Genomic DNA, 21,554 nt, shown 5'->3' on the forward strand with positions numbered 1-21,554 from the left:
ACTCAGAGCTGGCGGAACGCCGTCAGCACCTTCAGCACGCTCTGCGTGGCGCCGTCGAGCGTGGCGTGCGGGCGGTGCGCGATGCCCAGGCGGCGCGTGAGCTTGGGCGTGACCGGCACGATCTGCATGCGCTCGTTGAGCGCCGCGTCGGTGGTCTGCTGCAGCGGCAGCAGCGCCGCGCCATAGCCCGCCGCCACCAGGCTGCGGATCGCCGCGTCGTAGTTGAGCTCGATGCGCGCGCGCGGCGCAAAGCCGGCCGCGGCGAACCACTCCATCGACAGCCGGTACATGTGCGTGGTCGCGTCGTTGAAGATCAGCGGCTGCGTCGCCAGCCAGGCCGGCGTGGCGCGCTTGGGCGCCTTCCAGCGCGGCGGCACGAAGGCCATCATGGGCTGCGTGCGCCACGGCGTGACCACCAGCTCGCGCTGCAGCGGCTGCGGCATTGCGACCAGCCCGATGTCGAGCGTGCCCGCCGCCAGCCGCGCCATCGCCTCGGCCGAGCCGAGGATGCTCACCTCGACGTCGATGCCCGCATGGCCCACGCCCAGCGCCTCGAGCACCTGCGGCAGCAGGTCGACCACCACGCCGGTGGAGGTGCCCAGCCGCACGCGGCCCGTGCGGCCCTCGGCCTGGCGCTTGACGGCCTCGACCGCCTCGTCGGTGTCGCGCAGCAGCTTGCGCCCGCGCTCGACCAGCGCCGCGCCGGCCGCGGTGGGCGTGACGCGGCGGTTGCCGCGCACCACCAGCTGCGCGCCCAGGCGCGATTCGAGCTCGCTGATGTGCAGGCTCACGGTGGGCTGCGCCAGGTGCAGCGCCTGCGCCGCCGCCGAGAAAGTGCCCAGGTCGGCGATGGCGATGAGGGTGCGCAGTTGGTCGAGGTTGAGCTGTCGCATCAGGAATACTGATTGAATGTGTCAGAAATCTCAACTTCCACAATAGCACGCGCCGCCGGAAGATGAGCGCTCCCCAACCAGGAGCCCACCGTGACCGCGCCGAAGCCACCGTCTTTTCATCAACGCCTGCTGCATGCCCTGCACAACTGGCGCCGCCGCGCCGTGACACGCCGCCGCGCCCGCGACGACGTGCTGCTGCTGGCCGGCATGAGCGACCACGACCTGCGCGACCTGGGCATCGGCCGCAGCGAAGTGCCCGAGCTGGTCGACCGCAACCGCTACTGACTCGTTGAACCCTGCCTGCGGTTTCTTCAGGAAGCCGCGGGCGATTTGAGGTTCAATCCGGGGCGTGCCCTCCACCGCCTCCCCTGCCCTTCTTTCCATCGAACTCACCTCGCCGCAGTCCGTCGACGGACGGCGCGCAGCCTTCCAGTCGCTGTGGCTGCTGGTGCGCATGCAGCACGCCCATGCCCACGGCGGCGGCAGCGGTGTCGTGCGGCTGGCCGACCTGCGCGGCGAGGTGTCCGACGCCAACACGCTGCGCATGGTCGTGAGCCGCGCGTTCCGCGACTTCAAGGCCTGGGGCCTGGAGGTCGGCTGGGGCGAAGACCTGCAGCGCGAGCCGCGCTTTCTCAACGCCGAGCGGCGCAGCCAGGGCCCGTTCTGGCTGCCGGCTGCGCAGGCCAAGCGCCTGCGCCTGCTCGTGGACAACCGCCCGGCGACCGCCGCCGAGGTGGCCTCGTTCCTCGGCCTGCGTTCGCGCAAGGCGCAGGCCGCCGGCGCGATCACGCCGCCCGACGCCGTGCACCTGCAGGACGCCGCCTTCTGGAAACAGCTGGTCGCCTCGCAGCAGGCCGCGCGACAGGGCCGGCTGATGTCGCCGGTGGCGGGCGGAAACGGCAACGGCAGCGCGCTCGAAGCCATCCGCCTGGCCGGCACGCTGGCCGCCAGCGACTTCCAGCGTGCGCTGGTCACGCTCAACGAGGCGATGCTGTGGCGCCGGCTCGGCGACAACGAACAGGCGCGCCGGCGGCTGCAGGCGCTCAAGAAGCAGCGGCTCGCGCACCACGTGGCGGGCAACGACTACCTGGGCGCGATGGAGTGCATCGTCTCGGCCTGGTGCGCCTACACCGCGCGCGACCTGCCGCTGGCCCAGTCGCTGCTGGGCGGCATGGCCGAGGACCCGGCGCGCGCGCTGGTGCTGCGCCACCACCCCGACGTGCGCTTCGAGTGGTGCAACCTGTGGGCGCTGGCCTGCCGCTCGCGCGCCCTCGCGCTGGCCGCCGACGACCGCCCGGCCGCCGCGGCGCTCGCCGAAGAGTCGCTGCAGCGCTTCGGCGAGGCGCTGGCGGCGGCCTTCGAGTCGCACTCCTTCGATGCGGCGCAGCACGTGGCGGCCAACATGGGCATGGCCGCGTGGCTGTTCGACCGCGTGGGCCTGGGCGACCTGCCGGCGCTCGCGCACGACGGCCACCGGGCCGACACCACGCGCCGCGCGGTGCAGTGGATCGCCTTCAGCGAATGGCTGTGCGGCCACACCGACGGCCAGGGCCGCTCGGCATGGAACGCGATCTACCTGATGCGCATCGCGCGCGGCCACTGCCGGCCCGACGCGCAACCCACGCTCGCGCAGTTCCGCGCACAGAAGCCGCTCGACCCGGCCGCGATGTCGAAGCTCGCGGGCCCGCTCGCCGACGCCTTCGACACCGCGAACTGGCCCGCACGCTGGGTCGACGTGGCGCAGGCGCGGCTGGCCGACCACCAGGCCGGGCGACGCCGCTACCCCGGGCTGCAGCAGGGCAGCCTGCTGTTCGAGCACGCGTGGTACGCGGCGCATGCGGGCGACCTGAAGGCGGCCGAGCACTCACTGGCCCTGCTGCGCGAGGTGCTGCCGCAGCTGGTGCCGAGCGACCGCGCCTACTTCACCGAGTCATGGAACGATGCGCTGCCGGCCGAGCTAGTGCTGGAGGCGAAGCCGCCGAGGCGGCCGTCGGCCCCTAGGAAGAAGGCGCGCTGAGCGCCTGCTGCACGCGCTCGCGCAGCACCGGCAGCACGTCGCGCTCGAACCACGGGTGGTGCTGGAACCACGCGGTGTTGCGCGGCGACGGATGCGGCAGCGGGACGAAGCGCGGCGCGTAGTCCGCAAAGGCCTCGACGGTTTCCGTCACGCCGCCGCGCGCGGCTTTGCCGAGGAAGTGGCGCTGCGCGTACTGGCCGATGAGCAAGGTCAGCGCGATGTGCGGCATCTGCGCCAGCAGGCGGTCGTGCCACAGCGGCGCGCACTCCTTGCGCGGCGGCAGGTCGCCGCTCTTGCCTCGGCCCGGGTAGCAGTAGCCCATGGGCACGATCGCGATGCGCGTCGCGTCGTAGAACAGCTCGCGGTCGATGCCGAGCCAGCGGCGCAGCTGGTCGCCGCTCTTGTCGTTCCACGGCACGCCGGTCTGGTGCACCGTGAGGCTGGGCGCCTGGCCGACGATCAGCAGCCGCGCGCTCGCACTGGCCTGCACGATCGGGCGCGGCCCGAGCGGCAGGTGCGCCTCGCATGCGCGGCAGGCGCGGATGTCGGCGAGCAGCGCGTCCACGGTGCTGAAAACTAGTCTGCGAACGGGCGGAAGAAGGCGTTCAGCTCGGTGCCCGGCGTGGCATCGGCAAAGCCGTCGAAGCGGCCTTGCTCGGCCAGCGTGCGCGCGGCGCGGATGAAGCCGCCCCAGGCCGCGCGCGCCATGCCGCCGCCCACGCTCACGCGGCGCACGCCGAGCGCGGCGATGTCCGCCATCGTGAGCTCGCTGGTCGCGCCGACCAGCAGGTTGACCGGCTTGGGCGCGACGGCGGCCACCACGGCCGCGATCTGCTCGCGCGTCTTGATGCCGGGCGCGTAGAGGCAGTCGGCGCCGGCTTCGGCGTACGCACGCAGGCGCGCGATGGTGTCCTCGAGGTCGGGGCGGTTGGCAAAGAAGTTCTCGGCGCGGCCCACGAGCAGCGTGTCGCCGCCCGCCGCGTCGATGGCCCGGCGCGCGGCGCGCAGGCGTTCGACCGCGACGTCGATGGGGAACAGCGGATCGTCGGGGTTGCCGGTCGAGTCCTCGATCGACAGGCCCGCCACGCCGGTCTCGACCGCGAGGCGCACGCTCTCGGCCACACCCTGCGCGTCGGTGGCGAAGCCGTTCTCGAAGTCGGCGTTCACCGGCAGGTCGGTGGCGGCCACGAGTTCACGCAGGTGCGCCAGGATCTGGTCGCGCGACAGGGCACCGTCGGCATGGCCCTGCGACCACGCGAAGCCCGAGCTGGTGGTGGCCAGCGCCTGGTAGCCCAGGCCTTCGAGGTAGCGCGCGCTGCCGGTGTCCCAGGGGTTCGGAATGACGAAGCAACCTTGTGCGTGGAGGGCACGGAAGGCGGCGCGCTTGTCGGCGACGGTGCGGGTCATGGGGCCTCGGCTTTCTGTGTTCAGGACAGGGAGCCGGCCATTCTGACGCAGCGGGCTTCAGAAGGTGTGAATGGATCCGGCGTGGCCGAGCAGCCCGTCCAGGCGCGTCCCCTCAAGGCGCAAAGCGCAGCCATAGCTTGGGCTATGGCGAGCATTTGCAACGCCGAGGGGGCGTGTCTGGGCGGGATGAGCGGACATGCCGGGTTCGTTCACACCTTCTCAACACTCCACCACGTTCACCGCAAGCCCCCCCAGCGAGGTCTCCTTGTACGTGGACTTCATGTCCTCGCCGGTCTGCTTCATGGTGCGGATCACGGCGTCGAGCGAGACGTAGTGGCTGCCGTCGCCGCGCAGCGCCATGCGCGAGGCGTTGATGGCCTTCACGGCGCCCATCGCGTTGCGCTCCACGCAGGGAATCTGCACCATGCCGCCGACCGGGTCGCAGGTCAGGCCCAGGTTGTGTTCCATGCCGATCTCGGCCGCGTTCTCGACCTGCGCGGGTGTGGCGCCGAGCACGGCGGCGAGCGCGCCCGCCGCCATCGAGCAGGCCACGCCGACCTCGCCCTGGCAGCCGACCTCGGCGCCCGAGATCGAGGCGTTGGTCTTGTAGAGCATGCCGATGGCCGCGGCGGTGAGCAGGAAGTCGACGATGCCCTCGTCGCTGGCCTGCGGCACGAAGCGCTGGTAGTAGTGCATCACGGCGGGCACCACGCCGGCCGCGCCGTTGGTGGGCGCGGTGACGACACGGCCGCCGGCCGCGTTCTCCTCGTTCACCGCCATCGCGAAGGCATTGACCCAGTCCATGGCCGCGAGCGGATCGGCGGCGCCGGCCTGTGCCAGCAGCTCGCGGTGCAGTTCGGGCGCGCGGCGGCGCATGCGCAGCGGGCCGGGCAGCGCCTGCGCGGCCAGCGGGTTGTCGATGCCGAAGCCACGCTGCACGCACTGCTGCATCACGCCCCAGATGCGCAGCAGGCCCGCGCGCACCTCGGCCTCGGGCCGCCACACGCATTCGTTGCGCAGCACCAGCGTGGCCACGGAAATGCCGTGCGCGCGGCACTGCGCCATGAGTTCGTCGCCGGTCGTGAAGGGATGCGGCACGGCCGCCGCGGCGGCGGCCGTTTGCGCCACCGCCTGCCCGCCCTCGACGACGAAGCCGCCGCCGACCGAAAAGTAGGTGCCTTCGGCGAGCACGGCGCCGTCGGCCGCGAAGGCGGTGAAGCGCATCGCGTTCGGATGCTCGGGCAGCGACTCTTCGCCGCGAAAGGCGATGTCGCGCACGCGGTCGAAGGCGATGGGCGTGGTGCCCAGCAGCGCGAGCTGGCCGGTGCGGCGCAGCGCGTCCAGGCGCGGCTGCACGGTCTCGGGCCGCACGGTGTCGGGCGCGTCGCCGAAGAGCCCGAGGATCACGCCCTGGTCGGTCGCGTGGCCATGGCCGGTGGCGCCGAGCGAGCCGAACAGGTCGACGTGCAGCCTTGCCACCTGCGCGAGCAGGCCGCGCCGTTCGAGCGATTGCGCGAACAGCAGCGCGGCGCGCATCGGCCCGACGGTGTGCGAGCTGGACGGCCCGATGCCGATCTTGAAGATTTCGAAGGCGGAGAGCATCAGCGCATCATGCGACCGGAAGCTGCTGTTTGACCAGCGCCACCCAGTAGGCCGCACCCAGCGGCAGGATGTTGTCGTTGAAGTCGTAGTACGGGTTGTGCACGTTCGGGTCGTTCGGGCCCTCGCCCGCGCCGATGCCGATGTAGGCGCCGGGGCGCTTTTGCAGCATGAAGGCGAAGTCTTCCGAGCCCATGGCGGGCGGGATGTCGGTGTGCACCTGCTCGATGTCGACCAGGCTGGCCGCCGCCGCAATGGCTGCGTCGGTCTCGGCCGGCGTGTTGACCACGCCGGGGTAGCCGCGGCGGTACTCCAGCGCCACCTTGGCGCCGTGCGTGGCGGCCACGCCGTCGCAGATCTGCTGCATCGCCGCCTGGGTCTTGTCCTGGATGGCGGCGTCGAGCGTGCGCACGGTGCCGCGCAGCACCACGGTCTCGGGAATGACGTTCCAGGTGTCGCCGCCGTGGATCTGTGTGACGCTGACCACGGCCGCGTCGGTGGCGCCGGTGCGCCGGCTCACGATGGTCTGCAGCGCGTTGATGAGCTGGGCCGAGATCACCACCGAGTCGATGCCGGTCTCGGGCATGGCGCCGTGAGCGCCCTTGCCGGTGATGACGATCTCGAAGGTGTCGAGAAAGGCCGTCATGGTGCCCTTGCGGATCGCGAAGCGCCCGCGCGGCAGGCTCGGGAAGTTGTGCATGCCGTAGACGGCGTCGGCCGGGAACTGCTCGAACAGGCCCTCTTCCACCATCACGCGGCCGCCGCCTTCGTTTTCCTCGGCGGGCTGGAACACGAAGTGCACCGTGCCCTGGAAGGGCTTGTGGCGCGACAGGTGCTCGGCCGCGCCCAGCAGCATGGCCGTGTGGCCGTCGTGGCCGCAGGCGTGCATCTTGCCGACGCACTTCGAGGCGTGCGCCTGCGTGCCCAGCTCCTGCATGTTGAGCGCGTCGAGGTCGGCGCGCAGCGCGATGCTCGGGCCGTCGCCGTTCTTCAGCGTGCCGACCACGCCGGTGCCGGCCAGGCCGCGGTGCACGGGCAGGCCCATGAGCATCAGCGCATTGGCCACCACGTTGGCGGTGCGGTGTTCCTCGAAGGCGGTCTCGGGGTTGGCGTGGATGTCACGGCGCCAGCTGAGCATGCGGGCACGGGTGTCTTCGGCAATCTCGGGGTCGCGGTACATGGCGTGAATCTCTCGTGGGATGAAATCAGTGGAAGAACTCGGCGATCAATGTCGCGCCGAGGAAGGTGCCGGCGGTGGCGGTGAGCGACACCACCACGATGCGCCAGCCGAGGCGGCGGAACACGGGCAGGTCCTTGGCGACCGAGAAGCCGGCCAGCGCCAGCACCGGGGTGGTGAAGGCCAGGAAGTTGAGCTTGGCGGTGATCGCGATCAGCGCGTCGGAGAAGGGGAACAGGCCCGGGATGCCGACCACGGTGGCCACCACCGAGAGCACCAGCACCATCGGCAGGCGCGGCACGAAGCGCTTGATGGCTTCGACGGCGCCGGCAATCGCCACCACGGCGAGCACGCCTTCGAGCGACACCAGCACCGGCACCTTGTAGGTCACGGCATTGCCGATGAGCACGCCGCCGCCCACCACCAGCCAGGCCAGCAGCGTGTCGCGCAGCGACGTCGGTGCGGCGTGGGCCACGTCGGCGCTCGAGACGTTCGCGCCCGCGTCCACGGCAGCGCCCTGTTGCGCGCCATGCTTCGAGAAGCGGCCCAGCACCGGCTCCAGCTTGCCGTAGAGCCACGAGCACAGCGGCAGCGACAGGAACAGCGTGAAGTAGAAGCCGGCCACGGTGGTCAGCAGGTTCGATGCGGCGGCAATCGCCGTGAGCTGCGGCAGCATCTCGGCCGGGCTCTGCGCGGCGATGGCGCCCAGCGCCGCCGCCATCAGGCTGCCCGAGCCCACGCCGGCGCCCATGGCCAGCGAGCGCGGATCGAAGATGTGCAGGCTGGCGATGAAGCCCGCCAGCACCGCAATGAAGAGTGCGCCCAACACGGTGCCGGTGATGTACTCGGCCAGCACGCCGCGGCCTTCGGGCGAGGCCATGCCGTACTTCTCTCCGATGATCACGAGGTTGCCCTCGCGGCCCACCGAGAAGGTGGCGCCCACGGCTTCGCGCTTGATGCCCAGCAGCAGCGCCAGCGGCAGGCCCAGCGCCAGGGTGCCCAGCGCATGGCCGAACTCCTGGAACAGCAGCGCCCAGCCGGCCTGCTTCACCTGCGGCAGCGCGGCGCCGACCGTGAGGCCCAGCTTCACCACGAACAGCAGCAGGCCTGCGTTGAGCAGGCCGCCGGCCAGCGACTGCTGCGCCGTGGCCACACGCACCACGCCCGGCACGCGCCGGTGTGCGATGCCCCAGGCGGCGGCCATGAGCAGCGCCCACAGCATCGGCAGCAGCACCACCTTGCCGGGGCCGACGCTGAACTGCGTCGGGCCGATGAGTTCGGCCACGGCCACGAGGACCAGGGTGACGACGAGGAGCTTGAATTTGCCGGCGGCGGTGGACGGCGCGACGGCTGCAATCGTGGAGGCGGCGGAGGTCATGGGTGGGGCGGGATGGGGCGTTTTCGAGGGGTGCCGGCGAGTTTCGGGCTGCGAGCCTCTTGCATCAATGACCGCAAATAAGGATATTCGTTGCATTGAATGCAACACTCGGAGACGACCGCCATGGACGACAAGCTCGACACCCGCCGGGTGCGCTACTTCATGCAGGTGCTCGACAGCGGCTCGGTGCGCGGCGCGGCCGACGTGCTCGACATGGACCCGTCGGCCGTGAGCCGCGCCATCGGCATCCTGGAGACCGAGTGCGGCCTGCCGCTGCTGGAGCGCCACGGACGCGGCGTGGTGCCCACCGACGCGGGCCAGCTGCTGGCTGGCTACGTGCGCCGGCAGCAGGGGCAAAGGCAGCACCTGCTGGCGCAGATGGACAGCATCCGCAAGATCGAGAGCGGCCACATCGACATCGTGGCCGGCGAAGGCTATGTCGACTGGCTCATGCGGCACAGCCTGCGCATCTTCATGGCCAGCCACCCGAAGATCACGGTGAACCTGGACGTCGCCAGCACCGACGAGATCGTGCGCCGCGTGATCGAGGAGCGTGCCCACATCGGCATGCTGTTCCAGCCGCCGAAGGACGAGCGGCTCACCTCGCACCAGTCGCACGCGCAGCCGATCCAGGCCATGGTGCTGGCCTCGCACCCGCTCGCGCAGCTCGATCGCCCGCTGAAGCTGGCCGACCTGCTGCCCTACCCCGGCGCCACGCTGCACCGCAATTTCGGCGTGCGCCAGCACATCGAGGCGGCCGAGATCAGCGAGGGCGTGCGGCTGCCCGCGCTGCTGACCACCACCTCGTTCAGCGCGCTGGGCCACTTCGTGTCGGCGGGCCTGGGCTACACGCTGGGCACGCGCATCTCGCTCACGCCCAATGCCGACCACCCGGCGCTGGTCGAGCTGCCGATGAAGAACCCGCTGCTGTCGCAGGGGCGCTCGCACATCGTGTCGCGCCACGGCCGCCTGCTGCCGCCGGCCGCGGCAACGCTGCTGCGCCAGGTGGTGGCGGACATGAAGCGCTATGCCGATTCGATCGCGGGCACGGGCACCGCCAAGCCCCGCGCGAGCACGCGCGGGCGCGGCGCGACGGGTTGAAGGGCATGGGGGCTTGCGTTGCGTGCGCGCACGGTTCGGTGTTCTGATCGGAGCCCATGTCCTACCTCGCTCCCCTCTTCATTCACCTGCTGTGCGCCGCCTTCTGGGTCGGCGGCATGGCCGTCATGCACTTCGCGGTGCGCCCCGCCGCCGTCGCCACGCTGGAGCCGCCGCTGCGCCTGCGCATGATGGCCGCGACGCTGCGGCGTTTCTTCGTCGGGGTGGACGCGTCGGTCACGCTGCTGTTCGTGAGCGGCTTCGCGATGATCCTCGCGACCGGCGGCTTTCGCGCCGTGCACTGGCGCGTCGAGGCCATGATGGGCATTGCGCTCGTGATGGCGGCGGTCTACGTCTACATCCGCGCCTCGGTCTTCCGCGCCCTGCGCCGCGCGGTGGACGACAGCGCCTGGCCCGTGGCGGCCGCGCGGCTCAACACCGTGCGCCAGCTGGTGACGCTGAACCTCGCGCTGGGCGTGGTGGTGTTCGCGGTGGCGGTGATCGGGCGCGGCGGCTGAACGCCGCGCGCCCGGCGCGTCTTCAGCGTTCGCCCAGCACCGCGCCGTCGACCGGCTTCTGCAGCCACTGCGCGATGTCCTCGCCCAGCTTGTAGGTGACGACACCGACCATGCTGCAGGTGCTGCGCGGCATGCCGAAGTAGATGAACATCTGGCGCTGCGCCGTGAACCTGGCGGGCGCCGCGCCGTCGCGCTCCAGCGTGCCGCGCAGCTGGACGATCTTGGGGCCGCCGTAGAGGCCGCCCGCGTTCGCGAGCAGGTCGGTGATCTCCAGCTTCAGCACGGGCGCGCCCTGCGCGTGGGCGGGCAGCGGCGGTGCGAGCAGGAACTCGTAGGGCGCGAGCAGCTGGTCCTGCACGGCCTGGCGCAGCGAGGCGGGCACGTCGCACGAATCATCCGCCTTCGACAGCGCGACGCCCTTGGCGGTGGTGCCGTAGGCCACGGGTGCCATGAGCACGCTGTTGCGCGCCGTGGCTTCGGGCGGCGGGGGTTCGGGGGCCGCAGGCTGGCGCGTGCCGCAGGCGGCCAGCAGCGAGGCGGCGCCCGCGAGCGCAAGAAGCCGCGCGGCAACGCGCGCGGCGAACGGATGTTCGGTCATGTGGAATCCCCCTGAATGATTGTTTAGCGCCGGGTGGCGCGCGCCGATTCTGCGTCAGCCGCGGCTTGCGCAAGGCGCCGCAGAGTCTAGGCCGCCGGGCCCTTCAGCTCGACGCCGTTGCCATCGGGATCTTCGATGTAGATCGAAGGGCCACTGCCCTCGGCCCCGAAGTTGTTCTGCACCTCGCCCTGCACCGGCACGCCGTGCCGCGCCATGCGCGCGCGGATCGCGGCTTCATCGAAAGGCTCGATGCGCAGGCACAGGTGATCGACGTTGCGCCCCTCGCGCCCGGCCAGCGCGCCGCCCTGGCGGCCCAGCTTGCCGTCGTGCGTGACGAGGTCGATGAGGCTGCTGCCGGCGCGCAGGTGCACGAGGCCGAGGTCGTCGCGACGCTTCTCGAGCGTGCAGCCGAGCACGTCGCAATAGAAGGCCATGGACCGCGCGGCGTCGCGCACGCGCAGCACGACGTGGTCGATGCGCAGCACCGCGAACGGGGCTGCGTCGGTGGCAGTGTCAGGAGACGACGGATCAGGCGGGCGCGTCATGCCCGCCAGTGTGTCAGACCACCCCGGCCGCGCGCAATGCCTCGAAGCGCGAGGCGTCGACGCCCATCTCGGCCAGCACCTCTTGCGTGTGCTGCCCGAGCGCGGGCGGTGCGCGGCGCAGCACGGGCGGCGTGGCCGTGAGGCGCAACGGGCTCGCCACGCCGGTGATGCTGGCGATGCCGTCGCCCGCATCGCGCGGCAGCGTCACGGCCAGGCCGCGCGCCTGGACCTGCGCGTCGTCGAAGGCCTGCGCGATGTCGTTGATGGGGCCGCAGGGGACGGCCTTGTCTTCGAGCAGCGCGACCCAGTCGGCGGTGGTGCGGGTGCGCGTGAGTTCTTCCATCATCGGGATCAGCACGCCGCGGTGTTTCACGCGCAGCGTGTTGGTCGCAAAGCGTTCGTCGGCGGCCCACCCGGCGTGGCCGGCGGCTTCGCAGAAGCGCGCGAACTGGCCGTTGTTGCCGATGGCCAGCAGCATCGAACCATCTTGCGTCGGAAAGTCTTGATAAGGCGCGAGGCTCGGGTGCGTGTTGCCCTGGCGGCCCGGCGCCTTGCCGGTGTTGAGAAAAGCGCTCGCCTGGTTGGCAAGGATGGCCATGCCCACGTCGAGCAGTGCCATGTCGATGTGCTGGCCTTCGCCGGTGCGGTCGCGCACCTGCAGCGCCGCGAGGATGGCGGTGCTGGCGTACACGCCGGTGAAGAGGTCGGTGAGCGCCACGCCCACGCGCAGCGGGCCGCCACCGGGTTCGCCGTCGGGGCGACCGGTGATGCTCATCATGCCGGTCATGGCCTGGATCATCAGGTCGTAGCCGGCGCGCTCGGCGTAGGGGCCGTCGTGGCCGAAGCCGGTCACGCTGCAGTAGATGAGGCGCGGGTTGGCCGCGCGCAGGCTTTCATGGTCGAGGCCGTACTGCTTGAGGCCGCCGGTCTTGAAGTTTTCGACCACGATGTCGGCCTGCGCCGCCATCTGCTGCAGCAGCGCCTGCCCCTCGGGCGTGGCCATGTCGATGGTGACCGAACGCTTGTTGCGGTTGCAGGACGTGAAGTAGCTGGCCTGGTCGGTGTCGTGGCCGTTCGCGTCCTTCACGAACGGCGGGCCCCAGGTGCGCGTGTCGTCGCCGACGCCGGGGCGTTCGATCTTGACGACATCGGCGCCCAGGTCCGCGAGGATCTGCGTGCACCACGGGCCCGCGAGCACGCGGGACAGATCGAGGACCTTGATGCCGTCGAGTGCTGCGGGCTTGGTGCTCATGCGTTCGTTCAGTTGGCGAAAGCTGCGATGCCGGTGATGGCGCGGCCCAGGATGAGCGCGTGAATGTCGTGCGTGCCTTCGTAGGTGTTGACCACTTCCAGGTTCACCAGGTGGCGGGCCACGCCGAACTCGTCGCTGATGCCGTTGCCGCCCATCATGTCGCGCGCCATGCGGGCGATGTCCAGCGACTTGCCGCAGTTGTTGCGCTTCATGATCGAGGTGATCTCGACCGCGGCAATGCCTTCGTCCTTCATGCGGCCCAGGCGCAGGCTGCCTTGCAGGCCCAGCGTGATCTCGGTCTGCATGTCGGCCAGCTTCTTTTGAATGAGCTGGTTGGCGGCGAGCGGGCGGCCGAACTGCTTGCGGTCCAGCGTGTACTGGCGGGCGCGGTGCCAGCAGTCTTCGGCGGCACCGATGGCGCCCCACGAGATGCCGTAGCGGGCGCTGTTCAGGCAGGTGAACGGGCCCTTGAGGCCTTGCACTTCGGGGAAGGCGTTTTCTTCAGGGCAGAACACGCCGTCCATGACGATTTCGCCGGTGATGCTGGCGCGCAGGCCGACCTTGCCGTGGATGGCGGGAGCGCTCAGGCCCTTCATGCCCTTCTCGAGCACGAAGCCGCGGATCGGGCCGACGGTGCCGCTTTCGCTGACTTCCTTGGCCCACACGACGAACACGTCGGCGATGGGCGAGTTGCTGATCCACATCTTCGAGCCGCTCAGCGAGTAGCCGCCCGGCACCTTCTTGGCGCGCGTGGCCATGCTGCCGGGGTCGGAGCCGTGGTCGGGTTCGGTCAGGCCGAAGCAGCCGATAAATTCGCCGGTGGCGAGCTTGGGCAGGTACTTCTGCTTCTGTGCCTCGGTGCCGAATTCGAAGATCGGCACCATCACCAGCGAGCTTTGCACGCTGGCCATCGAGCGGTAGCCCGAATCGACGCGCTCGACTTCGCGGGCGATCAGGCCGTAGGCCACGTAGTTCAGGCCGGGGCCGCCGTACTGTTCGGGGATCGTCGGGCCGAGCAGGCCGAGCGCGCCCATTTCGCGAAAGATGGCGGGGTCGGTTTCGCCGGTGCGGAAGCCCTCGATGACGCGGGGCGCCAGGCGCTCCTGGCAGTAGGCGTTGGCCGCGTCGCGGATCATGCGTTCTTCGTCGGTCAGCTGCTGGTCGAGAAGAAGGGGGTCGTCCCAGTGGAATTGCGCTTTGGCGGCCATGTGGATGTCTCCGGAAAAGGAAGAAGAAACAAAAGAAGGGGGAATGCGGTCGATCGTAGCCACGCAGAAGGCCCGGCGCAAACGATGAATCCTCACCCAGATATGCGTCTGACGCACATCTCGAGAGATACATCTTGTTGATTTACTGGTGAAACCAGGGCGCCAGTCATACACTCCCGGCATACATGCGCCGCAAGATCCCACCCCTGCAGACCCTCGTGTGCTTCGACGCCGCCGCGCGCCACGAGAGCTACACCCGCGCCGCGCAGGAACTGGCGCTCACACAGAGCGCGGTGTCGCGCCAGGTCGGGGCGCTCGAGGCCTTCCTGGGCGTGGCGCTGTTCCGCCGCACGCGGCACGGCGTGGCGCTCACGGCCAGCGGCGCCGCCTACGCACGCCAGATCGCCCGCCGCCTGGAGGCCATGGAGCGCGACACGCTCGACGCCATGGCGCACCAGGGCGAAGGCGGGTCGCTGTCGCTGGCCGCGGTGCCCACCTTCGCCACGCGCTGGCTGGTGCCGCGCCTGCGCGGTTTCGCGGCGCTGCAGCCCGACGTGGTGGTGCACATCGAGACGCGCACCCGCCCCTTTCTCTTCGCCGACGCGGAGTTCGATGCCGCGCTGTACGCCGGCACGCCCGCGCAGGTCGAGAACTGGGCCGGCACGCGCGCGCTGCTGCTCATGCACGAAGACGTGGTGCCCGTGTGCAGCCCTTCGCTGCTGCCCCATGGCAAGGCCGTGTCGCCCGCGGCCATCGCGCGGATGCCGCTGCTGCAGCAGAGCACGCGCCCCGACGGCTGGCGCCAGTGGTTCGACGCACAGCAGGTCGACGCGCCCACCGCGCGTGGCGGCCCGCGCTACGAGCTGTTCTCGATCCTCGCCGCCGCCGCCTCGCACGGCCTGGGCGTGGCGTTGATGCCGACCATGCTGGTGGCCGACGAGCTGGCGCGCGGCGAGCTGGTGGTGGCCTGCCCGCGCGCGCTGTCGGCGGAGCGCAGTTATTACCTGGTGACGCCGGAGCGGGCGGACCAGCGACCGTTGCTGAAGTTGTTCAGTGACTGGTTGCTGGGGCAGGCGCGCGAAGGTTGAAGCAGCCAAAAATGTATCTCGTACTAGACATTTTCTTAGGTATGCCTAATATGAGATACACATATGCCATCCACCGCCCCGCCGACCTTGGACAGAGCCAGCCGACGCCTTGAAGCGTTCGGCCAGCATATCCATGCCCGTCGGAAGTCGCTCAGGATCAGCGCCACCACGGCCGCCGAGGCAGCGGGCATGTCGCGCATGACGCTGCATCGCATCGAACGCGGCGAGCCCTCCGTCACGATGGGGGCCTACATGAACGCCCTGGCGGCACTGGGTCTGGATGTCGAAGTGACGGCGCCGATCGAAGGTATCGCCAAGGAGACGGCGACGCCGGCCTCTTCGCCCATGCCGACGAAAACCGTCCGGGTGGGCGACTTCGCGCAGTTGCGCCGCCTCGCATGGCAATTGCCCGCGGACGCGGAACTCACACCCGAAGAAGCCTGGGGCACCTACGAACGCAACTGGCGCCACGCCGATCCGTCCGCGCTCAAGGCCAACGAACGCCAACTGCTGGCCGAGCTGGCCCGCCTGCTGGGCCGGAAGCCGCTGGATGTTTGAGCGCGCCCACCATCGCCAGGTGGCCGACATGCTCGCGGCGCTAGACGCGGCCGGCAACCCCGGCTCCTGAGCCGAGACGGGAATCGAGGCAGGTCCGCTCAGTCCTTCGCAGCCGGCCGTGCGCCCTCTTGCGCGTACGCCTGAATCATCGCTGGGAAGGCGTCCATCGCGGGCAAGGTGCCGAAGCTGTGCTTTGCAGGCGTCGTGGCCCACGGCAGCTTCTCGTCGGTCCAGGTTTCCGCGAAGGGCGCGACCCATTCGTGCCGGTCGAGCATGGTGGCGCGCAGGTTGACGAAATAGTCCATGCCCTCGGTGCGCGTGAACATCCAGCTCTTGCAATGCGGGCAGAAGAAGTGGTGCGACTCCTCGCCGTGCAGCCCGCCGATGACGGGCTCGCCCGACACCACTTCGAAGCCCGGCGTGGGGATGGCCAATGACAGCGAGAACGCACTGGCGCTCATGCGCTGGCAGCCGGTGCAGTGGCAGGCCATGGCCAGCAGCGGCGGTGCGGTGATCCGCAGGCGCACCTGGCCGCAGCGGCAGCCGCCGGTCCAGGGGAGTTGCCAGTCGCTGGCGGTGTCTTGGGGGGTGGGGTTCTGGGTGCTCATGGAATGCTTTCGGGCTGGGTCTTCAGGATGATCGCTCAAGCCGGCACTGCCCCACCGAAACCCGCGTCCGAAAACGGCCAGCCCGCATCCCGCCGCCACGCGACACTGCCCGCATGAGTTCTTCCGTCGCCACCCGCATCCACGCCCTCGACTGGCCCCGCATCGATGCCGACCTCGCCGCCTGCGGCTGCGCCGTCACCGGGGCGTTGTTCACGCCCGCGGAATGCGCCGCGCTCACGGCCATGTACGACGACAGCGCGCGCTTTCGCAGCCGCGTGGTCATGCAGCGCCACGGCTTCGGCCAGGGCGAGTACCAGTACTTCGCGAACCCGCTGCCTTCCAAACTCGTGGCATTTCGCAGCGCGCTGTACGAGCGCCTCGCGCCGCTGGCCAATGCCTGGGCCGCCGCGATGGGCCAGCCGGCCGACTACCCGTCGGACCACGCGGCCTACCTCGATCGCTGCCATGCGGCGGGCCAGTTGCGCCCCACCCCGCTGCTGCTGCGCTACGGCGAAAGCGACTACAACTGCCTGCACCAGGACCTGTATGGCGACCTGCAATTTCCACTGCAGCTCACGGTGCTGTTGAGCCGGCCCGGCGAAGACTTCACGGGCGGCGAGTTCGTGCTGACCGAGCAACGTCCGCGCATGCAGTCGCGCGCCGAGGTGGTGTCGCTCGCGCAGGGCGAGGCCGTGATCTTCGCGGTGAACCAGCGGCCGGTGGCGGGCACGCGCGGCAGCTACCGCGTGACGATGCGCCACGGCGTGAGCCGCGTGCGCAGCGGACAGCGCCACACGCTGGGCCTGATCTTTCACGACGCGCGCTGAATAGAACGAACGTCCGTTCGCAAGCAAGCCCTCGGGCGCAGCAACATCGCACCAAGCGTGCAAAGTTGCACATATGTACCAAATACAGGCGAAAATCCCGCGCGCATCCGGGGGATTGCCAGGATGGCCGGCGCACACGATCGGCCCCGCAACACCCTCCGGACGCCGGACCACGACCTCGTGAGGAGGAGCCGGGGTCCGTTCCGAGTTGTCGTCAGGGAGCTGTATGTACAAGGAATCGTCCGGGCCTCCGGATGCGGCGGGTCGCCCGTCTTTCGCGCACGTCACCACGCCGTTGCCACCGTCTCCGTCACCCTCTTCCGCTGAAATTCCACCGCCCCGGCGCCCCCGTCGCTTCCGGGTCGATGTCGGGTCCATCGTCAGTGCCGTTGCGCTCGCGCAGTCGCTGCTGCTGGTCACGCTGGGCTACTGGGGTTCGCAGCGGCTGGTGACGACGATCGGCACCTCGGCGCACAAGTCGAACCACGACCGCATCGAAGACAAGGTGCTGGCCTTCCTGGCCAAGGCCGAGTCGGCGGTCGGCGCGATCGGCAGCTCGCCCAGCCTCACGCCCGCGGGCGAGAACGTCGAGCGCACGGCCGAGCTCCTGTGGACGCTGCTGCAGCAATCGCCCGAACTCGACAGCGTCTACGTCGCGAACGTCGAGGGCAAGATGCTGATGGCGCTGCGCTACCCGGTGCCGGCGATTCGGCACATCGCGCGCAGCGCCGACTTCACCACCGAGACCTGGCAGTACAAGCTGCCGCTGGGTTCCGAGGCCGACGTGCAGCAGCGCTTTGCCACGCAGCGCGTGGAGGCCTACCGCAGCAACTACAACCCGACGCAACGCAGCTGGTTCGTGCAGGCGCGCAAGACGCAAGGGCCGGTGTGGACCAGTCCCTATGTGTTCGCCGCCGCGCAGGAGCTGGGCGTGACCTACGCGCTGCCCAGCCAGCGCCGCCAGGCCGAAGGCAGCCCGCAGGCGATGGTGGTGGCGGGCGACGTGTCGCTGGGCCGGCTGTCGGAGTTCGTGCGCCTGTTCAGCCGCAACGGCAACGGCAACAGCGCGCTGCTGAGTGCCGACCACAAGGTGCTCGCGCGCAGCGACATGCCGGGCGTGCTGCACACGCTGGAAGCGCCCACGGGCGCACTCGGCGCGCTGGACGCACAGATGACGGCCGACGGCATCGCCGGCAGCGGCAGCGACAAGGCCTTCGCCTTCAGCCACGAGGGGCGGCGCTACCTGGTGCAGGCCTCGCGCATTCCCGCCACCGGTTGGCAGCTGGTCAGCTGGGTGCCCGAAGACGTGCTGCTGGGCGGCCTGCGCCGCGCGGTGGCGTGGTCGCTGCTGCTGGCGCTGGTGTTCCTGGGGCTGGCGCTGTACATGTCGCTCAAGCTGTCGAAGCTGGTGACGGCGCCGGTCGAGAACCTCTCGCGCATCGCGCACCGCATCGGTCGCCTCGAGCTCGACAACCTGCCGCGCGAGCCCAGCCGCGTGCTCGAGATCCAGCACCTGGACCAGGCGCTCGACGATTCGGCGCGCAGCCTCAAGGCCTTCAGCAAGTTCGTGCCGGTGGACGTGATCAACCAGCTGGTGGCACAGGGCCACGCGCTCGCGCCCAACGGCTCGCCGCGCCAGGTGACGGTGATGTTCACCGACGTGGAGGGCTTCACGTCGATCTCCGAATCGATCGCGGCCGACGTGCTGGTGCGCCAGCTGACCGAGTACTTCAACCTCGCAGCCGACGTGTTCGCGCGCCACGGCGGTGTGATCGACAAGTTCATCGGCGACGGCATCATGGTGCTGTGGGGCGCGCCGGCCGACCTGGAAGACGCCGAGTACAAGGCCTGCCGCGCCGCGCTGGAGCTGCATGCCGAAATGCACCAGCTCAACCGGCAGTGGGCCGAACAGGGTCTGCCCGAGTTCCGCACGCACATCGGCATTCACACGGGCGTGGTGGTGGCGGGGGTGCTGGGCTCGAACGACCGGCTGTCGTACACGGCGTTCGGCGACGTGGTGAACGTGGCCAGCCGCATCGAAGGCGCGAACCGCCAGCTGGGCACGCGCATGCTGATCTCGGAAGTCACCTACGCGGCCCTGAACGGCCGGCTGGCCACGCGGCGCATCGAAGAGCTGGTGGAGCTGCGCGGCCGGCAGACGCGCATGGTGCTCCACGAGTTGCTGACCTGATCTGAACTGACCCGCGCGAACGTCGTGTCGCGCGGGTGCTCGATCAGCGCGAGGGACGCGGCGGCGGCGGTGGCGTGGCCACGCGCACCAGCATCAGGTTGGCGGTGGTGCCGTTGCCCTGCGTGAGCACCGAATACTGCGTATCGTTGATGAACAGCAGCTGCTCGCCGCGCGTGATGCGCGCCGCCACGGCGTAGCGCATGCGCGGGTCGATGCGTGCGGCATCGACGCTGAGTTCGAAGGCGAAGGGCGGCTGCTTGCCGTTGGCGGGAATGCGCTGCTCGGCCAGAACGACCGAGGGTGCGTCCATGCGCGACACGTCGAGCAGTTGCACGCGCACTTCGGCCGCGGGGTCGAGCGCGATGCGCTCGCGGTAGGCCACGGTGCCCGTCACGCGCAGCGGTGCGGCGGCGGGTTGGGCCGGCGTGCCGGGCGAGCCGCCCGCGCAGGCGCTCAGGACGGAGGCGCCGGCAACGGCGGAGAGCATGAGGAGGCTGGTGCGTCTTTTCATCGCCCCATTATGCGGAGGCCCGCTGTGCAGCAAAAGCCACATACCAGTCCAGGCTGCCGGGGTTTGCCATCGCCTCGCGGTTCACGACCTTCTCGATGGGCTGACCCAGCAGCAGCTTCTTGATCGGCAGCTCCTGCTTCTTGCCCGACAGCGTGCGCGGAATCTCGGCCACCTGGAAGATGTCGTTGGGCACGAAGCGCGGCGACAGCGAGGTCTTGATGGCATTGTTGATGCGCGCGCGCATGGCCTCGTCGAGCGCCACGCCGGGGCGCAGCACCACGAACAGCGGCATGTAGCTGTCGCGGCCCAGGTATTCGAGGTCGACCACCATCGAGTCGAGCACCTCGGGCAGGCCTTCGACCGCGCTGTAGATTTCGCTGGTGCCCATGCGCAGGCCCTGGCGGTTGATGGTGGCGTCGCTGCGGCCGTAGATGATGCAGCCGCCGTCGCTGCCGACTTTGATCCAGTCGCCGTGGCGCCACACGCCCGGGTAGGTGTCGAAGTAGCTCGACACGTAGCGCGCATTGCCCTCGTCGCCCCAGAAGTACAGCGGCATCGACGGAATGGGCTGCGTGCACACCAGCTCGCCGACCTCGCCGATGACCGGCTGGCCCTGCTCGTTCCAGGCCTCGACCGCATGGCCGAGTTCGCGGCACTGCATCTGGCCCGGCACTTCGGGCAGCTCGCGGTTGCCGCCGACGAAGGCGCCGCAGAAGTCGGTGCCGCCCGAGATGTTGCACCACCACACCGCCTTCGAGCCCGCATCGAGGATCTGCTGCGAGCCCCAGCGCTGCACCTCGTCGGGCAGCGGCGAACCGGTGCTGCCCAGGGCGCGCACGCGCGACAGGTCGCCGCAGTCTTTCGCGACGAGCCCCGCCTTCATGCAGTTGGTGAAGTAGGCCGCGCCGGCGCCGAAGAAGGTGACGCGGTGCTTCGCCACGAAGCGCCACAGCACGCCCCAGTCGGGCTTGTCCTTGCTGCCCGCCGGGTTGCCGTCGTAGATGCAAATGGTGGCGCCGAAGGCCAGGCCCGAGAGCTGCGAGTTCCACATCACCCAGCCCGTGGAGCTGTACCAGTGGTAGCGCTCGCCGAAGTTGTTGGCGCCGTAGCTCGCGCCCACGTCGTTGTGCAGGCCGCAGGCGTGCATGGTCAGCAGGATGCCGCCCTGCCCGTGCACGATGGGCTTGGGCAGGCCGGTGGTGCCGCTCGAATAGACGATCCAGATCGGGTGGTCGAAGGGCAGCCACTCGGGTTCGAAGGCCGCAACCTCGGCGTCGTCGCGCGCGATGGCCTGCTGCCATTCGACATCGTGCGCCACCGCGTTCGCGGCGAAGGGCGACTGCACGAGCAGCAGCTTCTGCACGCTCGGCAGCTGGCCGCGCAGCTCCTGCAGCACGGTGCTGCGGTCCAGCGGCTTGCCGCCGTAGTGCACGCCGTCGACCGCGATGAGCAGCGTGGGTTCGATCTGGCGGAAGCGGTCGGCCACGGCGGCCGTGCCCATGTCGGGCGCGCACACGCTCCACACCGCGCCGATGCTGGAGCACGCGAGAAACGCCACCATGGTCTCGGGCACGTTCGGCATGTAGGCGGCCACGCGGTCGCCGCGGCGCACGCCGAGCGACTTCAGCGTGAGCGCCACCGAGGCCACCTGCCGGCGCAGCTCGGGCCACGACAGCTCGCGCACCTCGCCGCGTTCGTTGTCGCTCACGATGGCGGGCAGGCCGGCCGCATGGGCCGCGTCGGCGTGGCGCAGCACCTCGCGCGTGTAGTTGACCTGCGCGCCGGGAAACCAGCGCGCGCCGGGCATGCGGCGTTCGGCGAGCACCGCGGTGTGCGGCGTGGGCGAGTGCAGGCCGGCGTAGTCCCAGATGCTCTGCCAGAAGGCATCGAGGTCGGTGACGGACCAGCGCCACAGCGCGTCGTAGCTGTCGAAGGCCAGGCCGCGCGTGTCGCGCAGCCAGTTCTGATAAAGACGGATCTGGGGGATGTTGGGAGCGGGCATGCCACGAGCGTAGCGCCGCGAACCGCCGTGCTCAATGAGGGTTGACCTCAGGGTTTGTACGTGTGTTCAACATTTTTGT

Annotated in this window: 21 protein-coding genes; 8 read left to right on the plus strand and 13 right to left on the minus strand. The window is 70.1% G+C overall.

Going from position 1 to position 21,554, the window contains the following annotated elements; all coding sequences use genetic code 11:
* Positions 1–2: 2 nt before the first annotated feature.
* Positions 3–893, minus strand: a complete 891-nt coding sequence (locus AC07Q9_RS16845) for a LysR family transcriptional regulator (RefSeq protein ID WP_070061367.1) — start codon at positions 891–893, stop codon at positions 3–5.
* Positions 894–983: 90 nt separating this feature from the next.
* Between AC07Q9_RS16845 and AC07Q9_RS16850 the strand changes: the two genes are divergently transcribed.
* Both AC07Q9_RS16850 and AC07Q9_RS16855 read left to right on the plus strand, forming a co-directional pair.
* Positions 984–1,178 (plus strand): YjiS-like domain-containing protein, encoded by a 195-nt coding sequence (locus tag AC07Q9_RS16850; protein WP_492742517.1) that lies wholly within the window; start codon positions 984–986, stop codon positions 1,176–1,178.
* A 64-nt stretch (positions 1,179–1,242) separates the two neighbouring features.
* A complete protein-coding gene (locus tag AC07Q9_RS16855; RefSeq protein WP_495310842.1) occupies positions 1,243–2,910 on the plus strand; it encodes a hypothetical protein in 1,668 nt (555 codons plus the stop codon).
* Here AC07Q9_RS16855 and AC07Q9_RS16860 read toward each other — a convergent pair.
* The 5 genes from AC07Q9_RS16860 to AC07Q9_RS16880 all read right to left on the minus strand — a co-directional run bounded on the left by AC07Q9_RS16860 (position 2,891) and on the right by AC07Q9_RS16880 (position 8,471).
* Positions 2,891–3,475 (minus strand): uracil-DNA glycosylase family protein, encoded by a 585-nt coding sequence (locus tag AC07Q9_RS16860; RefSeq protein ID WP_495310844.1) that lies wholly within the window; start codon positions 3,473–3,475, stop codon positions 2,891–2,893. The two genes, AC07Q9_RS16855 and AC07Q9_RS16860, sit on opposite strands and share 20 nt — an antisense overlap.
* A gap of 11 nt (positions 3,476–3,486) precedes the next feature.
* The gene (locus AC07Q9_RS16865; RefSeq protein WP_495310845.1) at positions 3,487–4,317 is read right to left on the minus strand and encodes an isocitrate lyase/PEP mutase family protein; all 831 of its coding nucleotides are present in this window, start codon (positions 4,315–4,317) and stop codon (positions 3,487–3,489) included.
* Positions 4,318–4,536: 219 nt separating this feature from the next.
* Positions 4,537–5,922: an L-serine ammonia-lyase gene (locus tag AC07Q9_RS16870; RefSeq protein ID WP_495311413.1), complete on the minus strand. Its 1,386-nt coding sequence runs from the start codon at positions 5,920–5,922 to the stop codon at positions 4,537–4,539.
* A gap of 4 nt (positions 5,923–5,926) precedes the next feature.
* Positions 5,927–7,096, minus strand: coding sequence for a M20 aminoacylase family protein (locus AC07Q9_RS16875; RefSeq protein WP_495310846.1), 1,170 nt, complete (start codon positions 7,094–7,096; stop codon positions 5,927–5,929).
* 25 nt (positions 7,097–7,121) lie between these two features.
* The gene (locus AC07Q9_RS16880) at positions 7,122–8,471 is read right to left on the minus strand and encodes a DUF3100 domain-containing protein (protein ID WP_495310847.1); all 1,350 of its coding nucleotides are present in this window, start codon (positions 8,469–8,471) and stop codon (positions 7,122–7,124) included.
* Between the two features lie 123 nt (positions 8,472–8,594).
* Between AC07Q9_RS16880 and AC07Q9_RS16885 the strand changes: the two genes are divergently transcribed.
* Positions 8,595–9,572 (plus strand): LysR family transcriptional regulator, encoded by a 978-nt coding sequence (locus AC07Q9_RS16885; protein WP_495310848.1) that lies wholly within the window; start codon positions 8,595–8,597, stop codon positions 9,570–9,572.
* Positions 9,573–9,628: 56 nt separating this feature from the next.
* Positions 9,629–10,087 carry a CopD family protein gene (locus AC07Q9_RS16890; protein ID WP_495310850.1) on the plus strand — a complete coding sequence of 153 codons (459 nt, stop codon included), beginning with the start codon at positions 9,629–9,631 and terminating at the stop codon, positions 10,085–10,087.
* 22 nt (positions 10,088–10,109) lie between these two features.
* Here AC07Q9_RS16890 and AC07Q9_RS16895 read toward each other — a convergent pair whose 3' ends face one another.
* From AC07Q9_RS16895 to AC07Q9_RS16910, 4 genes are all read right to left on the minus strand, one after another.
* Complete coding sequence (locus AC07Q9_RS16895; protein ID WP_495310851.1) at positions 10,110–10,685, minus strand: hypothetical protein; 576 nt, start codon at positions 10,683–10,685, stop codon at positions 10,110–10,112.
* Between the two features lie 86 nt (positions 10,686–10,771).
* Positions 10,772–11,230 (minus strand): VOC family protein, encoded by a 459-nt coding sequence (locus AC07Q9_RS16900; protein ID WP_495269953.1) that lies wholly within the window; start codon positions 11,228–11,230, stop codon positions 10,772–10,774.
* 13 nt (positions 11,231–11,243) lie between these two features.
* Complete coding sequence (locus tag AC07Q9_RS16905) at positions 11,244–12,482, minus strand: CaiB/BaiF CoA transferase family protein (protein ID WP_495310852.1); 1,239 nt, start codon at positions 12,480–12,482, stop codon at positions 11,244–11,246.
* Between the two features lie 8 nt (positions 12,483–12,490).
* The gene (locus tag AC07Q9_RS16910) at positions 12,491–13,690 is read right to left on the minus strand and encodes an acyl-CoA dehydrogenase (RefSeq protein WP_495310853.1); all 1,200 of its coding nucleotides are present in this window, start codon (positions 13,688–13,690) and stop codon (positions 12,491–12,493) included.
* 185 nt (positions 13,691–13,875) lie between these two features.
* On the opposite strand from AC07Q9_RS16910, the gene AC07Q9_RS16915 reads away from it, so the two are divergent.
* Both AC07Q9_RS16915 and AC07Q9_RS16920 read left to right on the plus strand, forming a co-directional pair.
* Positions 13,876–14,778 (plus strand): LysR substrate-binding domain-containing protein, encoded by a 903-nt coding sequence (locus AC07Q9_RS16915; RefSeq protein WP_495310855.1) that lies wholly within the window; start codon positions 13,876–13,878, stop codon positions 14,776–14,778.
* A 63-nt stretch (positions 14,779–14,841) separates the two neighbouring features.
* The gene (locus AC07Q9_RS16920; RefSeq protein WP_495310856.1) at positions 14,842–15,336 is read left to right on the plus strand and encodes a helix-turn-helix domain-containing protein; all 495 of its coding nucleotides are present in this window, start codon (positions 14,842–14,844) and stop codon (positions 15,334–15,336) included.
* Positions 15,337–15,434: 98 nt separating this feature from the next.
* Here AC07Q9_RS16920 and AC07Q9_RS16925 read toward each other — a convergent pair whose 3' ends face one another.
* Positions 15,435–15,944 carry a GFA family protein gene (locus AC07Q9_RS16925; RefSeq protein ID WP_495310857.1) on the minus strand — a complete coding sequence of 170 codons (510 nt, stop codon included), beginning with the start codon at positions 15,942–15,944 and terminating at the stop codon, positions 15,435–15,437.
* Between the two features lie 113 nt (positions 15,945–16,057).
* On the opposite strand from AC07Q9_RS16925, the gene AC07Q9_RS16930 reads away from it, so the two are divergent.
* Together AC07Q9_RS16930 and AC07Q9_RS16935 are read left to right on the plus strand one after the other, a co-directional pair.
* Positions 16,058–16,771: a 2OG-Fe(II) oxygenase gene (locus AC07Q9_RS16930; protein ID WP_495310858.1), complete on the plus strand. Its 714-nt coding sequence runs from the start codon at positions 16,058–16,060 to the stop codon at positions 16,769–16,771.
* Between the two features lie 226 nt (positions 16,772–16,997).
* On the plus strand, positions 16,998–18,962 hold the full coding sequence (locus AC07Q9_RS16935) for an adenylate/guanylate cyclase domain-containing protein (protein ID WP_492683197.1): 1,965 nt from the start codon (positions 16,998–17,000) through the stop codon (positions 18,960–18,962).
* 43 nt (positions 18,963–19,005) lie between these two features.
* On the opposite strand, the gene AC07Q9_RS16940 is transcribed toward AC07Q9_RS16935, so the two are convergent.
* Both AC07Q9_RS16940 and AC07Q9_RS16945 read right to left on the minus strand, forming a co-directional pair.
* Positions 19,006–19,449, minus strand: coding sequence for a YbaY family lipoprotein (locus AC07Q9_RS16940; protein ID WP_082817958.1), 444 nt, complete (start codon positions 19,447–19,449; stop codon positions 19,006–19,008).
* A gap of 31 nt (positions 19,450–19,480) precedes the next feature.
* Positions 19,481–21,475, minus strand: a complete 1,995-nt coding sequence (locus AC07Q9_RS16945) for an acetoacetate--CoA ligase (RefSeq protein ID WP_495310859.1) — start codon at positions 21,473–21,475, stop codon at positions 19,481–19,483.
* Between the last annotated feature and the right edge of the window lie 79 nt (positions 21,476–21,554).

It is taken from the genome of Variovorax sp. GW821-FHT09A10, from assembly GCF_059418385.1.

What these genes read in the sequence shown, in the direction of transcription:
- AC07Q9_RS16865 (WP_495310845.1), bottom strand. Translation starts at nt 4,317, where the DNA reads ATGACCCGCACCGTCGCCGACAAGCGCGCCGCCTTCCGTGCCCTCCAC.
- AC07Q9_RS16930 (WP_495310858.1), top strand. Translation starts at nt 16,058, where the DNA reads ATGAGTTCTTCCGTCGCCACCCGCATCCACGCCCTCGACTGGCCCCGC.
- AC07Q9_RS16915 (WP_495310855.1), top strand. Translation starts at nt 13,876, where the DNA reads ATGCGCCGCAAGATCCCACCCCTGCAGACCCTCGTGTGCTTCGACGCC.
- AC07Q9_RS16875 (WP_495310846.1), bottom strand. Translation starts at nt 7,096, where the DNA reads ATGTACCGCGACCCCGAGATTGCCGAAGACACCCGTGCCCGCATGCTC.
- AC07Q9_RS16845 (WP_070061367.1), bottom strand. Translation starts at nt 893, where the DNA reads ATGCGACAGCTCAACCTCGACCAACTGCGCACCCTCATCGCCATCGCC.
- AC07Q9_RS16935 (WP_492683197.1), top strand. Translation starts at nt 16,998, where the DNA reads ATGTACAAGGAATCGTCCGGGCCTCCGGATGCGGCGGGTCGCCCGTCT.
- AC07Q9_RS16880 (WP_495310847.1), bottom strand. Translation starts at nt 8,471, where the DNA reads ATGACCTCCGCCGCCTCCACGATTGCAGCCGTCGCGCCGTCCACCGCC.
- AC07Q9_RS16925 (WP_495310857.1), bottom strand. Translation starts at nt 15,944, where the DNA reads ATGAGCACCCAGAACCCCACCCCCCAAGACACCGCCAGCGACTGGCAA.
- AC07Q9_RS16895 (WP_495310851.1), bottom strand. Translation starts at nt 10,685, where the DNA reads ATGACCGAACATCCGTTCGCCGCGCGCGTTGCCGCGCGGCTTCTTGCG.
- AC07Q9_RS16900 (WP_495269953.1), bottom strand. Translation starts at nt 11,230, where the DNA reads ATGACGCGCCCGCCTGATCCGTCGTCTCCTGACACTGCCACCGACGCA.
- AC07Q9_RS16905 (WP_495310852.1), bottom strand. Translation starts at nt 12,482, where the DNA reads ATGAGCACCAAGCCCGCAGCACTCGACGGCATCAAGGTCCTCGATCTG.
- AC07Q9_RS16945 (WP_495310859.1), bottom strand. Translation starts at nt 21,475, where the DNA reads ATGCCCGCTCCCAACATCCCCCAGATCCGTCTTTATCAGAACTGGCTG.
- AC07Q9_RS16910 (WP_495310853.1), bottom strand. Translation starts at nt 13,690, where the DNA reads ATGGCCGCCAAAGCGCAATTCCACTGGGACGACCCCCTTCTTCTCGAC.
- AC07Q9_RS16890 (WP_495310850.1), top strand. Translation starts at nt 9,629, where the DNA reads ATGTCCTACCTCGCTCCCCTCTTCATTCACCTGCTGTGCGCCGCCTTC.
- AC07Q9_RS16920 (WP_495310856.1), top strand. Translation starts at nt 14,842, where the DNA reads ATGCCATCCACCGCCCCGCCGACCTTGGACAGAGCCAGCCGACGCCTT.
- AC07Q9_RS16940 (WP_082817958.1), bottom strand. Translation starts at nt 19,449, where the DNA reads ATGCTCTCCGCCGTTGCCGGCGCCTCCGTCCTGAGCGCCTGCGCGGGC.
- AC07Q9_RS16885 (WP_495310848.1), top strand. Translation starts at nt 8,595, where the DNA reads ATGGACGACAAGCTCGACACCCGCCGGGTGCGCTACTTCATGCAGGTG.